The organism is Amycolatopsis sp. Hca4 (assembly GCF_013364075.1).
Classification (GTDB): domain Bacteria; phylum Actinomycetota; class Actinomycetes; order Mycobacteriales; family Pseudonocardiaceae; genus Amycolatopsis.
The window spans coordinates 8,586,735-8,601,786 of sequence record NZ_CP054925.1 but is presented as its reverse complement, the minus strand read 5'-3'; the positions used below and the strand labels follow the sequence as shown (position 1 = coordinate 8,601,786).

General features: G+C 71.7%; 12 protein-coding genes and 1 pseudogene. 3 read left to right on the top strand and 10 right to left on the bottom strand.

Features of this window, described 5'->3' with window-relative positions; genetic code table 11:
• Positions 1 to 10: 10 nt before the first annotated feature.
• Positions 11 to 1,432, bottom strand: coding sequence for a type VII secretion protein EccB (gene eccB / locus HUT10_RS39145; protein WP_176175789.1), 1,422 nt, complete (start codon positions 1,430 to 1,432; stop codon positions 11 to 13).
• 140 nt (positions 1,433 to 1,572) lie between these two features.
• On the opposite strand from eccB, the gene HUT10_RS39140 reads away from it, so the two are divergent.
• The gene (locus HUT10_RS39140) at positions 1,573 to 2,613 is read left to right on the top strand and encodes a type VII secretion protein EccE (protein ID WP_176175788.1); all 1,041 of its coding nucleotides are present in this window, start codon (positions 1,573 to 1,575) and stop codon (positions 2,611 to 2,613) included.
• Positions 2,614 to 2,786: 173 nt separating this feature from the next.
• The gene (locus HUT10_RS39135) at positions 2,787 to 3,752 is read left to right on the top strand and encodes a hypothetical protein (RefSeq protein ID WP_176175787.1); all 966 of its coding nucleotides are present in this window, start codon (positions 2,787 to 2,789) and stop codon (positions 3,750 to 3,752) included.
• 37 nt (positions 3,753 to 3,789) lie between these two features.
• Here the strand turns inward: HUT10_RS39135 and HUT10_RS39130 are convergent, their stop codons facing one another.
• From HUT10_RS39130 to HUT10_RS39100, 8 genes and pseudogenes are all read right to left on the bottom strand, one after another.
• Positions 3,790 to 5,049 (bottom strand): glycoside hydrolase family 30 beta sandwich domain-containing protein, encoded by a 1,260-nt coding sequence (locus HUT10_RS39130; RefSeq protein ID WP_176175786.1) that lies wholly within the window; start codon positions 5,047 to 5,049, stop codon positions 3,790 to 3,792.
• A 90-nt stretch (positions 5,050 to 5,139) separates the two neighbouring features.
• Complete coding sequence (gene eccD, locus HUT10_RS39125) at positions 5,140 to 6,213, bottom strand: type VII secretion integral membrane protein EccD (RefSeq protein ID WP_254897222.1); 1,074 nt, start codon at positions 6,211 to 6,213, stop codon at positions 5,140 to 5,142.
• A gap of 104 nt (positions 6,214 to 6,317) precedes the next feature.
• Positions 6,318 to 6,509: pseudogene (locus tag HUT10_RS51390) on the bottom strand (EsaB/YukD family protein); the annotation flags it as partial.
• Entirely contained in the window at positions 6,509 to 6,829 is a 321-nt protein-coding gene (locus HUT10_RS39120) for a YbaB/EbfC family nucleoid-associated protein (RefSeq protein WP_013224119.1), read from the bottom strand. The pseudogene HUT10_RS51390 and the gene HUT10_RS39120, both read right to left, overlap by 1 nt.
• Positions 6,826 to 7,296: a hypothetical protein gene (locus HUT10_RS39115; RefSeq protein WP_176175785.1), complete on the bottom strand. Its 471-nt coding sequence runs from the start codon at positions 7,294 to 7,296 to the stop codon at positions 6,826 to 6,828. The genes HUT10_RS39120 and HUT10_RS39115 overlap by 4 nt, the downstream gene beginning before the upstream one ends.
• Positions 7,296 to 8,657, bottom strand: coding sequence for a WXG100 family type VII secretion target (locus HUT10_RS39110; protein WP_176175784.1), 1,362 nt, complete (start codon positions 8,655 to 8,657; stop codon positions 7,296 to 7,298). The genes HUT10_RS39115 and HUT10_RS39110 overlap by 1 nt, the downstream gene beginning before the upstream one ends.
• 3 nt (positions 8,658 to 8,660) lie before the next feature.
• Positions 8,661 to 9,683 (bottom strand): WXG100 family type VII secretion target, encoded by a 1,023-nt coding sequence (locus HUT10_RS39105; RefSeq protein WP_176175783.1) that lies wholly within the window; start codon positions 9,681 to 9,683, stop codon positions 8,661 to 8,663.
• Between the two features lie 30 nt (positions 9,684 to 9,713).
• A complete protein-coding gene (locus HUT10_RS39100; RefSeq protein ID WP_176175782.1) occupies positions 9,714 to 10,484 on the bottom strand; it encodes a WXG100 family type VII secretion target in 771 nt (256 codons plus the stop codon).
• 145 nt (positions 10,485 to 10,629) lie between these two features.
• Here HUT10_RS39100 and eccCa point away from each other — a divergent pair, with 145 nt between their 5' ends.
• Entirely contained in the window at positions 10,630 to 14,556 is a 3,927-nt protein-coding gene (gene eccCa / locus HUT10_RS39095) for a type VII secretion protein EccCa (protein WP_176175781.1), read from the top strand.
• Here the strand turns inward: eccCa and HUT10_RS39090 are convergent.
• Positions 14,553 to 14,819 (bottom strand): hypothetical protein, encoded by a 267-nt coding sequence (locus HUT10_RS39090; protein ID WP_217709681.1) that lies wholly within the window; start codon positions 14,817 to 14,819, stop codon positions 14,553 to 14,555. The genes eccCa and HUT10_RS39090 overlap by 4 nt on opposite strands.
• Positions 14,820 to 15,052: the final 233 nt, after the last annotated feature.

The following is a 15,052-nucleotide window of genomic DNA, read 5'->3' as shown; positions in this document are numbered from 1 at the left end:
TGCACGACTTTCACCCCGTTCCACCCGACGGAGCCGGCCGCCCGGCCGTGGCCGGATCCAGCGCGGGGCCCGTCGGCACCAATGCCAGCAAACTACCCGTGACCGGCGGTTTGGCGACGCCTCCGTAGCCGAGCGAGGCCAACGCCTGCCCATTCACCACCGGGTACTTCCGGCCCGTATCCGTCACCAGGTACGCGGTGACCGAGCCGGCCTCGACGACGACGGCGCCTCCCGAGGGAGGTACGAACACCTCGTCCGCCACCCTTGCTTCGGTCCGGGTGGCGACCTGGATGGCTTTGGCTCCAACGGGAAGCGGGAATTCGGCCGAAACGAGCAACCGGCTGCCCTGAACGCACAGCGCCACGGAGTTCCCGGTGATCGGCGCCTTCCCGGGGATGCGGTCGGGGAAGGCGGCCGGGTCGGCCCCGCCGGCGCGCGGCGCGGCGACCTTCGGGACGGCGGCGACGTCGGCCGCGCGCACGTCGGCCGGTTTCGGCGTCCCCTCGTAGGCCGGGGCGTTCGCCTCCGTGGTGACCAGCAGGCTCGCCTCGGTCTGCCCGACCGGCTCGAGACCGTCGCGGCGGACCAGGTAGTACGACGTGGCCGTGCCGGGCGCGGCCATCGCGTCGACGACGGCGAGGACCTCGCCCACGCGGGTGCCGCGGCCACCCACCGCGGGCCCCGGGTCGCCGGCGCCGGCCACCGGCAGCGCGGTGAGGTCCCGGCCGGCCGGGACGGTGTCGATCCACCGCGCCGACACCGCGATCGTCGGGTAGCTGTCGAACTGCAGCGCCGTGGCGGCTTCGTCGCTCAGCTTGTAGCGACGGCCGCCGGCGAGCAGGAACCGGTCCCCCTGCGGCAGCCGCACGATCACGCCCTGGTCCCGCGGCAGTTCCACTCCGGACGCGGGCGCGGCCAGCAGCACGGCGGTGCGCGGCTCGGCCGAGGCGGGCGCGTCCTGGGTGGTCCGGCTGCAGCTCGTCCAGGGAACGGTCACGAGCGCGTTGGCCGACGGCAGCGAGTCGGGCGCGCCGGGAATGCCGATCTGGGTGCCGCGGCCGGCCTTGCCGAGGTTCTCCGGCGAGACGGACACGGTCGCGTCGCCGTTGCCGCCGGCCAGCAGCCGCGCGGACGCGTAGTTGAGGACCGGGTGCAGCACGCCGTCGGCGCCGAGCACGAACCGCGCGCCGGTGCCCTCCTCGACGATCACCTTGCCGCCGGCCAGCCAGTCCTTGCCGCCGGAGGGGTTCAGCAGGCCGATGATGCCGAAGACGGCGGTGACCAGCAGGGCGGCCGCGACGCCGAGCACGGTGCCCAGGACGAGCCGCCTGCTGGGCGAGACGGGGTGGTTGGCGTCGGCGGCGACGAGCGCGGAAACGAGCCTGCGGCGGAGGAACTGGTACGCCTGGATCTGGTCCCGCTGCGTCCACACGCTGCTGTGCCCCCGGCTGTGTGCGTCGTCCTCCCGAGCAACCGATGCTAGGCACCGGACCGGGGTGCGGCGAGGGTAATTTTTACGCCCACGCGGTATCCGGACAGGCAGTAGCGTCGGGGCCGGGGAAAGGGGAGCCCGTGTCCGTCGATACCGCCGTCCACCTGGCACCGTCCCGGCCCGCGGCCACGCCCTTGCCGTGGCTGTTGCCGATCCGGCCGCTGCAGGCGGCGCTGTGGGAGCTCGCCGCGATCGCCGTGCTGCTCGCGTGGCTGGTCGACGGCGTCACGCAACCGGTGAAGATCGGCGTCGGCGTCACCGCGGGGGTGCTGGTGCTGCTGACGTCGGTGCGCTTCGCCGGGCGGCACCTGGCGGGCTGGGCGCTGACGTGGACGGCGTTCCGCCTGCGGCGCCACGACACCCGCCGCGACGGCCCGGACCCGCTGCTGCGCGTGGCGGGGCCGGTGAAGGTGCGCCAGCACGTCGACCGCGCGGGCAACCGCTTCGGTGTCGCGGAGATCGACGGCGGCTGGAGCGCGCTGGTCCGGCTGACCCCGGGCCCGGGCGCGCCGGGGCCGCTGGTCGAGGCGCTGCGTTCGGCGTACCGGCGGGCGGACATCCCGCTGGCGTCGGCCCAGCTGCTGACGTGGGCGATCCCGCGCGGCGACCAGGTGCTGCGGGTGCGCTGGCTGGCGGTCCGCTACCGCACCGACCTGGCCCCGATCGCGGCGCTGGCCCGCGGCGGCGGCGACCTCGGAGCCTTGCGCAGCACGGCGTCGGCGGCGTTGAGCCTGATGGGGACGCTGGCCGAAGCCGGGTACCAGAGCACGGTGCTGGAGGCCGGGGAGCTGGCGAAGGAACTGCGGGTGGCGTTGGGGGTCCAAGGGAGTTCTCCGGAGGGTCCCGATCGGTGGAAGTCCTGGGTGTGGGGCGATTCCACGCAGATGTGCTTCGCACCGCGATCGGCCCGGCTGCTGGACCTGGCGGTGCCCGGAGCGGCTTTCACGGCGACGTCGTACACGCTGACGCGCACCGCGGGCGGCAAGGAGAAGGCGGAAGTGACGATCCGGGTGGGAGCGCGGCCGGGTGCGCCGGTCCCGGTGCCGCCCGCGGTGGTCCCGCTGCACGGGCGGCACGAGGCCGGGGTGCGCAGGACATTGCCGTTGGCTTTGGATTCATGATGTGGCTCAACGCGGCTTCTGGGTAGCGCTCGCATGAGCGACGGCAGTGCACCCGGCTTGGTCAATCGGAATTGATTGACCAACTGCGTGGAAGCTCGCGAGTTCTTCACCCCCTGTAACCAAGTGGCGCCGGTACACGATCAAGATTTGCGCCGAGCGAGCCGGAGGGTGAGATGACGAACGAAGTCGAGGCAGCCAGGCCCCCAGCCGCCCCCAAAGCGATCGAGAGCCCCGGCGGCAACGCAGATCCTGCCGCCAACGCCGACGCGACAGCGAACGCCGGCAGGAAAGACGACAGTAGCGGGATCTCACACAAGGGATCCCCGACTTCATCTCCGCCTGCGTTCAGTCGCCTGCCGACCTGGCTTCAGGTTGGAATATTCACACTTGTTTGCATCACTTGCTTGGCAGCGATTTTTGCCTTTTTGACCGGCAGATCGTCCACATCTCTCATTCTGCTGGCCACGATGCTTGTCGCATTTCTATCATCTTTGATAAGAAGACTTGTCGGAAGCTTCGACACCGACGCGAGTCAGATTCGAAGTCGCGTAAACGAAGAGTCGACGGCGATGCACTTTCACGTCGAAGGCGAGGGCGCAACCGTAAACGTTGCTTCCGCCCTGGGCCAGGATCCAGCGACCGTTCGCGCCTCGGACTCGCTCGAGAAGCAGGAGGCGATTCTTCGCGAGATATACACCCAAGGCCTGGCGCAGGCAAAGATCAGCTTCCGGGTGAGCATCGTCTTCGCTTCGATCGGATCTTTGCTGCTGCTACTCGGCATAGGCCTGGCCATCTTCTACGCCGGAGCAGGAGGTGATCAGTACGCGAGCATTGTCGCAGGAACCGCCGGCGTAGTCACCAACCTGACTTCCGGAGTGTTCTTCGTCCAATCGAACCGCGCGAGGGCGAACATGGGGAAGCAGGGTGTCATGATGCGAGAAGAAAGCCAAGAGGATCGAAGGTTGAACGCCGCACGCGAGCTGGTCGGAGCAATAAGTGATATTACTTTGAGGGACCAGGTACGAGCGGCGCTTTCACGAACTCTACTGAATGCTCCCGCCGAGAAAACCTCCAAGTCCAGGTTGAACCAAAACGGCGCGAAGAACTCGAACAAGACGAGCCCGGCTTCGGAAGCATGAGCTTGGTGCGTCGCCCCCTCGCTTTGGACAGCTGAGCTCAGTTCACGACGAACGTCCGGATGCTGCGCGCCGGAAGCTGAGCGGTGAACGCCCCGTTCGACACGGTGACGTCGGAGTAGCGCGCGAGGTTCGCGCTCGCGTTCGTCAGCCAGGTCTGGGCCGTCGCCGATCCGGTGTCGCGGAGGGTGAACGCCAGGTCGGCCGCCGCGGTGTTCTTGTTGATGGCGATGATGACTATCCTCGCTCCGCTCTTGAACGCCGAGATGTAGACGTTCGCCTGTGGGTTGGCGGTCGCCGTGATCCGCGAGTAGCCCGGCCGGACCCACTTCGCGAAGTGCGCCATGCAGGCGCCGCGCTTGCTGATCTGCCCGTCCTCGCGCAGCGGGCCGTACGAACGGCGGATGTACCACCACACGTACGTCTGGAACCGGCCGTCCACCAGCGCGCGGTGGACGTGCTCGCCGACGTCGAGCGCCTGCGGCCAGAGGTCGGCCGAATCAGTGCTGTTGGGGTAGTAGACCTCCGTCATCCACAGCTCCTTGCCGGCGCCCTTCTGCTGGAAGAGCGGGTAGGGCAGGTCCGCGAACGAGGTGCCGTAGAGGTGCGTGCCGATGATGTCGACGTTCGCCAGTGCGGTGGCGTCGTTGAGGATCGGGTCCGACATGGCCTTGCGGTACTGGAACGACTCGGGCGCGATCACCCGGGTGCTGAGCGAGCCGGCGTTCTCGCGCAGGAACTTCACGATCTCGGCGGCGGTCCACGCCGTCCAGTCGTGCGCGTAGTCCGGCTCGTTCTGGACCGAGATCCCGTACAGGTTCACTCCGTTGCCCGCCATGAACGCGGTGAAGTCGTTGAGGTGCTGCGCATAGGCGGCGTAGGCGTTGTACCGCAGCCGCTTGCCGCCGGAGAAGGTCTCGGTCAGGGAAGCGGGCGGGTTCCACGGCGAAGCGATGACCTTCGCGCCGAGCTCGCTCGCCCGCCGGGCCGTGGCGACCTCGCGGCTCCAGTTGTTGCGGTCTTCGTGGACGGGGATGCGCAGCACGGTGAAGCCCAGCTGGTTCGTGCCGTTGCCGAACGCCGTCTCGCGCTGGGCGGCGGTGAGGTCGCTGATCCAGACGGTGTGGTTCATCCCGCCGAAGCCGAGGATGGCCTGCTGCACGTTCGACGGCTCGACGACCACCGCGGTGGCGGCCGCGGCCGGGGTCGCGGCGGCCAGCACCGGCAGGGCGGCACCTGCGGCCAGGACGGTCCGCCGTCGCAGGAGGGGCGGGATCTCGGGTTGCTCTCGACGTGACATGGCATCTCCCTGGAGTCGACTGGCGAACAGCCTGGGAGCGCTCCCGACAACGATCCTGACAGCGGGCGCACGACAGCGTCAATGAAACGTTCAGCCGCGGACGGCCTCGTACACCCCCGCGATCATCGCCACCACCGGCACCAGCGACAGCAGCACCAGGAACTCCGCCACGTCCAGCAACCGTGACCAGTACGGCGAACGCAGTCCCCGCGCCACCCGCGTCGCGTACACCAGGCAGATCACCGCGGAGACCACGACCGCGCAGCCCGCCGCGAACACCGCCGTCCGGTTGCCCGACGCCACCAGCCACACCCCGGCGCACACCAGCGCCGGCACACCGAAGCCCACCAGCACCAGCCGCTGCGCCCGGCCCGCGTACGACCGCGACCGCAGGATCCACGCCAGGCCCAGCAAAGCCGCGAGCCCCGCTTCCCACGGCCCGCCCGACGCGAGCACGATCGACGCCGCCAGCACCACCAGGCCCAGCGCCACCAGCAACCCGGTCAGGACCGCCTGCGCCCGGGACGTCCGGCCGATCATCTCCGTGCCCAGCGACGGCTGCTCGTCCGCGCGGAACGCCTCCATGTCGTCCGGCACCCGCGGCAGCGGCAAGCGGGCCAGGCGCAACGCCAGCATCGGCGCCACCGCCGCCAAGGCCGTGCACAGCACCGCGACCACCGCCGCGGCCGCGCCCGCCGGGACGCCGGCCAGCAGGATGACCCCGCACGTCAGGGCGCCGAACCCGGCCGCGCCGGTGATCGCCACGAACCACGGCAGGCGGTCGGCCACCGAGACCGCCGCCAGCACCCCGTACACCGTCACCGCCGCCAAGCCCGCCGCGAGCGGGCCCGCCGACAGCGAGAACAGCGGGTGCGGTGGCAGCACCGACATCCCCGCCAGCAGCGCCACGCCGACACCGGCCAACGAGCCCGCCGCACCCGCTTCGGCGTCGCCGTAAGCGCGGCTCAGCGCTCCTCCGCCCAGCAGGAGCACCAGGGCCAGGAGCCCGGTGCCGATCGGCGCCAGGACGCTGCCGGACGCCGCCGCCTGCACCAGCAGGCCACCCGCCAGCAACAGCACCACCGCGGCCACCAGGCCGGAGCGCCGCGCCACCGACGGGCCCCAGCCCCCGGACGTGTCGGCGACGCTGGCGATCGAATCCACGACGTCGTCGAACAGCAGCGGACCCGCGGGCGCTCCCGCGGGGTCAGGTGCAGCACTTCGCCGTCCCGGATCTGGGCCGCCGCCACGCTGAGCCCCAAGGCCAGGGGTGCGCCACCCAGCCGGGACAGCACCCAGCCTGGATGTTCGGCCGACGCCTGCCCGGACGCTCCCGCCAGGCGGACCAGCTGGGGCACGAGCTCGGCGAACGTCGACTGCTGCGGCAGGGCGACGTCGACGCGGGCCCGTGGCGTCACCACCGTGACCCGCCGGGTCGTGCCGGTAAGAGATGCCGTCATCACACGTCTTTCGCGGCCGCGATCACCGGCGCGAACTTCGCGGAGGACGCCTCGGCCAGCTTCTGCAGCCCGGCGTTCACCGCTTCCAGCACGATCTCCGAGAGGTTGCGGGCGTCGTACTCGCGGATCGCGCGCGGGTCGATGTCGATCGAGGTGAAGCGGCCGTCGCCGCGGAGGGTGACGGTGACCTCGTTCTGCCGCGAGTGCGCCTTGATCTCCATCGCCTCGACCGTGCGCTGGATCCGCTGGACCTCTTCGGTCTGCTTGCGCACCTGCGCCAGCAGCTCGTCCATGTCGGGCACCGCGTACGGATCGGTCACTGTGCTTTCCCTTCGTGCTGGCGGACGTGGACGCTGGCCACGAACCTCTGGAAACCGGGTGAGAGCCGCCGGGCGGTCGCGGGCGCGGCCGTGCAGGCGAGCTCCAGCACCAGCCGCTCCGCCGGCGTGGCGCCGGGGACCGTCAGGTGCACCTGGGTCTGGATCAGCTCGGTGCCTTCGCCGGTCCGCAGCCGCAGCAGCTGCATGACGGCGGGAGCGGCCGCGTCGCCGACGTCGCGGCGGCTCAGCACGTCGAGCCCGGCCAGCGTCCGCGAAAGCCGTTCGACGGCTTCGGCGGCGATGGCGTCGATCGTGGCCTCGTCCGGCCGCTGCTGGACGCTCACGGTGATGTTCGGGACGAACTCGCCCGGCGCGGCGGCGTGCACGGCGACGAACACCGCACCCGAGTCGCCAGGGTCGACCGCGGTCCAGCCGTCCGGGATGACGAAGTCGAGGGGAAGGGTCATCACAGCCCCACGGACGCGACGGCGTCGTCCCAGGCCGCGCCCACGGCGTCGGCCGCGTCCGAAGCCGCGTGGCTCACCGCGTCGACCGCCGCGCCGCCGTACTCGCCGATGGTGTGGCCGAGCTTCGGCAGGTCGATGTCGATCTTCGCGCCGACACCCAGGCCGAGGCCGAGCGCGGCCCCCGCCTTGAAGTTCACCTTGAGGTGCCCGGCGTCGTAGACGGCCTGGGCGTCCAGCTGCGCGCCGAGCCCGTACTGCAGGGTGCCGTTCGCGCCGACGCCGATGCCCGCGACGTCCGCGGCGACCTCGCCTTCGACCTTCCCGCCGACGAAGGCGTTCGCGTGCGCGCCGACGCCGTGGGCGCCGATCGTGCCGGACGCGCTCGCCTCGCCGCCGGCGAACACCGTGCCCTTGGCGTGGGCTTCGGCGACGCCCCACTCCTTCTTCAGCTCGGCCTCGCCGTGCAGTGCCGCGAGTTCCGCGTGCCCGGACGCGGACGCGTCCCAGCCCTTCGAGGTGATCTTCCCGTCGTACTCCGGGGACCAGCCGTCCTGCTCGTGCTGGAACTTGTAGTAGGTGATCTCGGTGTTGCGGCCGATCTTGTTCTTCAGGCCCTCGGGCTCCGGCTGCCCGAACGGCGTGTCGGCCTTCTTCGGCGCGCGGGTGCCTTCGAGGCCGTCCCAGGTGAGTTTCTTCCAGCCGGAGTTGCCGAACCACGACGGCACGGTCCGCGGCCGCTTCCGGCCGTCCAGCGGCTCGCCGTTGAGCCAGTGCAACGGCCCGCGCGCCCACTTGCCGAGCTCGTGCTCGAGCCGTCCGACGCCTTCGGGCGGGAACAGCTCGGCGAGCGCGTCGGAGAACTCGTCGACGACCTGCCGGGCCGCGGCGACGCTCTGTTCGCCGAGCTGCCGCGCGGCCTGGATGAACGCGCCGACCGAGGCGGAGTTCACCGCGCGGGCCTGGGCGGTCAGCTGGGCGGCGTACTGGTCGAACTGCGCGAGCACCGAATCCACGGCGGCTTCCGCGGACTGCACGAGCCGGGCCGCGGTGGCGAGCCGGTTCGCCTGGTCGCCGAGCTTCGCGGCCGTTTCGCCGAGGTCCTTGCCGAGTTCGGCCGCGGCCGTCGCGAACGCGGCGTAGGCGTCGCCGTCCCAGTCCGCGTGCAGCGCCTTCGCGGACTCGCCGATTTCCTTGGCCTGCCCCGAAACCGCCGACGCCCGCCCGGCCACCCGCTGCGAGGCGGCGCTCAGCGCGGCGGGATCGCCGGTGACGCGCCGCCGGCACTCGACGAGCACGCGCCGGTAGCCGGACAGCACCGAGCTGACCACCCCGGACGCGTCGACCACCCCCGAGCCCGCCACCGGTCAGTTCCCGGCCGCGTCGTAGCCGACGTGCTGGCTGAAGTGCTTGCCGTTGAAGTCCAGATCGATGTCGAGGTCGAAGTCCTGGCCGCCCGGAGCCTCCACAGTGGACTCACCGGTGGTCAGGTTGGTGTGGATGACGACCTCGTCGGCGTGCCCGGCCGAAGGCGCGGGAATCGTGGGCGCCGGCGCGGGCGTCGGCGCCGGCACCGACGGCGTCGTGACCGGGTGGTCGACGGGGATCCAGCTGTTCGCCGGGGTCGCGGCACCGCCGCTGGAACCGCCGCCGGTGGCGAGCGCGGGCGGGGTGTAGTCAGTGAACGAGGGCTGCTGCGGGATCCCCCCGCCGCTCCCGCCCGCCACCGCCTGCTGCCCCGACGGGCTCGCCACCGGCGGCGGGGTCTGCGGCGCGGTGACCGGGGTGCTCCCGATCGACGGCGTCGTCGCACCCGAGCTGCCGGAGCCGTGGTGGAAGAGCTTCTCGATCTCGCCGATGACCTGCGCGAGCGTGGTGATCTGCTGGGCGAGGTCCACCGCGCCGAGCGCCTTGAGCAGCGCGCCGATCGCGGTGATGAACGCCCGCAGCGACGCACTGGTCGCGGTCGACAAAGCGACCGCCGCGCCGTAGGTCCACCAGTTCGACATCAGCGCGGCGACCGTGGGGTTCACCGCGGAGACGACCGCGCGGTAGGCCTCCTGCGCGGTCTTGATCAGCGTCCCGGAGACCCCGAGCAGCTCGGCGCCCTTCTGGACGACGTTGATGATCTTCGTCAGCTGGTCGAGCGAGTCGCCGATCTTCTTCAGCGCCGACTCGCTCGCCGCCCCGGACCAGATCTTGCCCAGCTGGTCGGCCGCCTTGGTCAGCTCGTTGTACATCGACAGGAACTGCTCGGCCTTGCGGACCAGGTCCACCACGTGCATCGCGATCTGCTCCGGCTGGCCCGTGACGATCTGCGGCAGGATCGTGATCGGCCCGCCCGAAGACGCGGTCGCGTCCATCGCGCTGGAGTTTGGGAAAGTCAGCATCGGTCCTCACATCGGTTCGAGGGCGGACGATCAGACGACGGACGCGGGCCGGTAGACGCTGACCTTCGCCAGCCCGCCGGTGCGGGCGTCGAGCAGCCCGTGGTTGTAGAGGCGGCCGCCGTCGCCGGCGACGCCGATGACCGGCTGGCGGTCGGAGAACTGCAGCGGCTCGACCACCACGACGTCACCGCTGTGCACGCCGCCGGGCACGTCGGAGAACGTCCGCGCGGTGCCCGCGTAGACCTCGATCAGCCCGACCCGCGCCTGGTTGTCGGCGTCGCCGGCGAGCCAGTCGTTGAAGTCGGCGACACCGTGGAAACGGGTGTCGGTGATCGGGTGGTCGCCGAGCCGGCCCAGCCGCGCGTCCTCCAGGTAGCGCAGCACGTTGCCGACCGACGACGGCTCGCCGTGGGCGCCCGCGCTGTCGTTGATGGCCAGGGTGGCGAGCTCGGAAGCGTGCGAGCTGCCCCAGATCGACGACGCGGTGCTCGCCGGGGCGTGCCCGCCGCCGTAGCCGGCGGCCGCGTCCCGGTCGGCCGCCTGGTAGGCGTCGGCACTGGCCTTGACGAGCCCGTTGATCTGCTGCAGCAGCTGCAGCAGCGTGCGGACGGCGGTGATCTGGCCGGAGTGCAGGGCCGCGTTCGCGGAGGCGACCGCGGTGCCGAAGGTGGCGAACGACATCGGCGGCACGACGAGCCGTTCGAGGTCGGCCACGGCGTTGATGCCGTGGGCGATGATGCCCCCGACGTTGCCCACGGCGGAGCGCATCGCCTCGGGCTCAGCCCGGTACTCGCCGGCCATCGGTCTCCTTCCGGGGTGGCGGTGCTCGGCCCGAGCGTAAGTTCGGCCCCGGAAGCGGGCGGACGGCAAAAGTACCCACCGCAGCGGGTCGGCAAGTGGCCAAAATACCGGTCAGAGCCGCCCCGATCCGCTGGAGCATTGCTACATGAGCCTCACGCCCGAGCGTCCGACCGAGATCGTGCTGCAGTCGCCGCCGATGCTCCCGAAGAGCTCGTCCGGCGGCATGGTGCAGCTGATGATGTTCCTGCCGATGATGCTCGGCATGGGCGCGATGTCGTTCGTCTACATCGGACGCGACGGCGGCGTGATGACCTACGTCTTCGGCGCGCTGTTCCTCTGCGCGATGGGCGGCATGGTGGTGATGTCGCTCGGCCGCGGCGGCATGGCGAAGAAGGCGCAGATCAACGACGAGCGCCGGGACTACCAGCGGTACCTCTCCGGGCTGCGCGCCCAGGTCCGCGACATCGCCGACGGGCAGCGCGCGGCCATGGTCGCCGTCCAGCCCGACCCGGCCGACCTGTGGGCCTACGTCGAGGCCGGGAAGCTGTGGGACCGGCGGCGCACCGAGCCGCAGTTCGCGCAGGTGCGCGCGGGCACCGGGCCGCAACGGCTCGCGACGCCGCTGAAGGCGCCGCAAACCGTGCCGCTGGAAGACCTGGACCCGGTGTCCTCCACCAGCCTCAAGCACTTCATCCGCACCTACTCGACGGTGGACGGCCTGCCGGTCGCGCTGTCCCTGCGGTCGTTCGCCGCGGTCACCGTGGCCGGGCGGCGACCGGCCGTGCTCGGCTTGGTGCGGGCCCTGCTGTGCCAGCTCGTCACCTTCCACTCCCCCGCGGACCTGCGGATCGCCGTCTGCGTGTCGCCGGACCGCCGGCACGACTGGGAGTGGGTGAAGTGGCTTCCGCACGCCGCCGCGGCCGGCGCGGGCGACGCCGTCGGGCCGCGGCGGCTGGCCGCGGACACCGCCGCCGGGCTGGCCGAGCTGCTGGGCGCCGACCTCGGCGAACGGCCCGCGTTCAGCCGCCGCGCGGCGGCCGAACTCGACCTGCCCCACCTCGTCGTCCTCGTCGACGGCGGCAACGCCCACGGCGAGCCCCGGCTGATCGGGGCGGACGGCCGGCTCGGCGTCACCGTGCTCGAGGTCGGCCAGGAGCACCCGCGGACGTCGTCGTCCGAGAAGCTGCTCAGCCTGCACACCGCGCCGGACTCCCTCGGCATGGTCGTCGGCGACGGCGGCGAGCAGCGGCTCGGCTTCCTCGGCCGCCCCGACGTGCTCGACCGCGGCGCCGCCGAAGCCCTCGCCCGGATGCTGACGCCGTTGCACACGCCCGCCGCGGTCGTCGGCGAGAAGCCGATGTCCGCGACGTTCGGGCTGGCCGGGCTGCTCGGCATCGGTGACCCGCGCGACACCGACACGACGGTGACGTGGGCCCCGCGGGCGGCGCGGGACCGGCTGCGGATCCCGCTGGGCGTCAACCCCGAAGGCCGTCCGGTCGAGCTGGACCTCAAGGAGTCGGCCGAAGGCGGGATGGGCCCGCACGGTCTGGTCATCGGCGCGACCGGGTCCGGCAAGAGCGAGCTGCTGCGGACGCTGGTGACGGCGCTGGCCGTGATGCACTCGTCGGAGACGCTCAACCTGGCCCTCATCGACTTCAAGGGCGGCGCGACCTTCGCCGGGATGACCGGGCTGCCGCACACCTGCGCCGTCATCACCAACCTGTCCGACGACCTCGCGCTGGTCGACCGGATGGCGGACGCGCTGAACGGCGAGCTGCTGCGGCGGCAGGAACTGCTGCACGCGGCCGGGAACTACGCATCGGTGCGCGACTACGAGAAGGCCCGCGCGGACGGCGCGCCGCTGGACCCGCTGCCCTCGCTGCTGGTGATCATCGACGAGTTCAGCGAGCTGCTGTCCTCGCGCCCGGAGTTCATCGACCTGTTCGTCGCGATCGGCAGGCTCGGGCGCTCCCTCGGCATCCACCTGCTGCTCGCCTCGCAGCGGCTCGAGGAAGGCCGGCTGCGCGGGCTCGATTCCCACCTGTCGTACCGGATCGGGCTGCGGACGTTCTCCGCCGCGGAAAGCCGGGCCGTGCTGGGTGTCGCCGACGCCTACCACCTGCCGCCGGTGCCCGGCTCGGCGTACCTGAAGTCCGACACCGAAACGCTGGTCCGGCTCAAGGCCGCCTACGTCTCCGGGGAGCTCCCGCCGCGGAGCACGGTCGTGCGCGAGGACGGGCAGGAACTGGGCGTGCTGCCGTTTTCCCTGGCCCCGGTGGAGATCCCGGTGACGACCGAGGTGTCCGCGGCGCCTTCGGAAGAGGGCACCGGCGAGACGATCATCGGCGCGATGCTGTCCCGCCTGGAGGGTCGCGGGCCGGCCGCGCACCAGATCTGGCTGCCGCCGCTGGCCGAACCGCCGACGCTGGACCAGCTGCTCCCGCCGCTGGGCGAGGACGCGGCCCGCGGCCTGTGCCCGCTCGGCTGGGGCGGCAACGGCAAGCTGACGATCCCGGTGGCGCTGGTGGACAAGCCGTTCGAGCAGCGCCGCGACCTGCTGTGGGCCGACTTCTCCGGCGCGGCCGGGCACGCGCTGGTCGTCGGCGCGCCGCAGAGCGGGAAGTCGACGCTGATGAAGGACATCGCGGGCATGCTCGCGCTGACCCACACCCCGGCCGAGGTCCAGCTGTTCGTGCTGGACATGGGTGGTGGCGCGCTGGCGCCGATCGCCGGGCTGCCGCACGTGTCGGGGTACGCGACCCGCCGGGACGCCCAGCGCTGCCGCCGGGTCGTCGCCGAGCTGACGACGTTGCTGGAGCAGCGCGAGGAGTTCTTCGCCGCGCAGGGCATCGAGTCGATGGCGGCGTTCCGCGCCCGCCGGTCGGAGTTCACCGAGAGCACCGACGACCGCGAGTTCGGCGACGTGTTCCTGTTCGTGGACAACTGGACCACGATCCGCCAGGAGTACGAGCAGCTGGAGGAGCAGATCACCGGACTGGCCGCGCGCGGGCTCGGCTTCGGCATCCACGTGATCGTGTCGGTGAACCAGTGGATCGGCGTCCGCGCCCAGCTGCGCGACGCGATCGGGACGCGGTTCGAGCTGCGCCTGGGTGACCCGATGGACTCGTCGATCGACCGCAAGGTGGCGGCCAACGTGCCGGCCGACCGCCCGGGCCGCGGCATCACGGCGGAGAAGCTGCACTTCCTGGCGGCGCTGCCCCGCATCGACGGCGACCAGCGCCCGGAGACGGTCGGCGCGGGCGGCGTCGACCTGGTCCGGCGGATTTCCGAGGCGTGGCAGGGGCCGCGCGCCCCGCAGGTCCGGCTGCTGCCGCCGGAGGTGCCCCTCGACGGGCTGCCCCCGGCCCCGTCGCGCCAGGTCACGCTGGGGATCGCGGAATCGACGTTGCGCCCGGTGTACCTGGACTTCGCGGCCGACCCGCACTTCATCGCGTTCGGCGACGTGGAGTCCGGCAAGAGCTCGCTGCTGCGTGCCATTGCTTCGGGGATCACGACGGCCTACACCCCGGACGAGGCGGCGATCATCGTGGCGGACTACCGCCGGGGCCTGCTGGGCGCGGTGTCGGAGCCGCACCTGCTGGGGTACGCGGGCGCGGAGGGCAAGCTGACGGACCTGATCGCGGAGTGCGCCACCGCGATGCGCAACCGCCTCCCGGGGCCGTCGGTGACCCCGGACCAGCTGCGCAACCGCTCGTGGTGGCGCGGGCCGGAGCTGTTCGTCCTGGTGGACGACTACGAGCTGGTGGCCACGGTGGGCCGGAACCCGTTGCAGCCGTTGCTGGAGTTCCTGCCGCAGGCCCGGGACATCGGCCTGCACCTGCTGATCGTCCGCGGGTCGGGTGGCGCGGGCCGCGCGCTGTTCGAGCCGGTCCTGCAGCGGCTGCGGGAGCTGGGGACGCCGGGCCTGATCATGTCGGGGACGAAGGACGAGGGAGCGTTGCTGGCGGACGTGAAGCCGTCACCGCAGCCGCCGGGGCGCGGGACGCTGGTTTCGCGGCGGCACGGGACGGGGCTGGTCCAGGTGGCGTGGACGAAACCGGCGGAGTCCTAGCGGCTTTCCGCCCTTCGGGGGCTCGTGAACTCGGTCAGCCAGGACCAGTTTCCGGGCCTCGCCGCGAGCCGGCCGAGGACGTTCCGGAGGCCTGAGGGCAAGTCGGATGACTCGGTGCGGATCGCGCCTTGGTCGCCGAGCGCCGCGCCGGACAGGATCACGGTCCAGGCCCTGGTCCCCTCGGCCCAGCGTTCGTCATCGGCCTTGATCACGGTCGTGATGCCGGCTTGTGCGAGCTTGGTCATCAGGGTCTCGATGTTCACCGGGATCCTCTCGACATCCCGCAGCGGGCGGCCGAGGTCGCGCGGCCGGAAACGTCCGCGGCCGCCGCTTGCCGTTCCTCCGTGACCGATCCCGCCAGCCCGCACAAGAATTGCGGGTACCCCGGATCGAGCGTGCGGAAATGAATGCGAATCCCCCCTCTTCCGCCGCCGCCGGAGCGACAGGCTTTCACACACTAACCGAACGCCTGGTCGAGCTGGAATGTGATGTAAGT

Excerpts from the sequence above, each read along its gene's own strand:
- HUT10_RS39130 (WP_176175786.1), bottom strand. The coding sequence starts at position 5,049 with ATGTCACGTCGAGAGCAACCCGAGATCCCGCCCCTCCTGCGACGGCGG.
- HUT10_RS39135 (WP_176175787.1), top strand. The coding sequence starts at position 2,787 with ATGACGAACGAAGTCGAGGCAGCCAGGCCCCCAGCCGCCCCCAAAGCG.
- HUT10_RS39115 (WP_176175785.1), bottom strand. The coding sequence starts at position 7,296 with ATGACCCTTCCCCTCGACTTCGTCATCCCGGACGGCTGGACCGCGGTC.
- HUT10_RS39105 (WP_176175783.1), bottom strand. The coding sequence starts at position 9,683 with ATGCTGACTTTCCCAAACTCCAGCGCGATGGACGCGACCGCGTCTTCG.
- eccCa (WP_176175781.1), top strand. The coding sequence starts at position 10,630 with ATGAGCCTCACGCCCGAGCGTCCGACCGAGATCGTGCTGCAGTCGCCG.
- HUT10_RS39100 (WP_176175782.1), bottom strand. The coding sequence starts at position 10,484 with ATGGCCGGCGAGTACCGGGCTGAGCCCGAGGCGATGCGCTCCGCCGTG.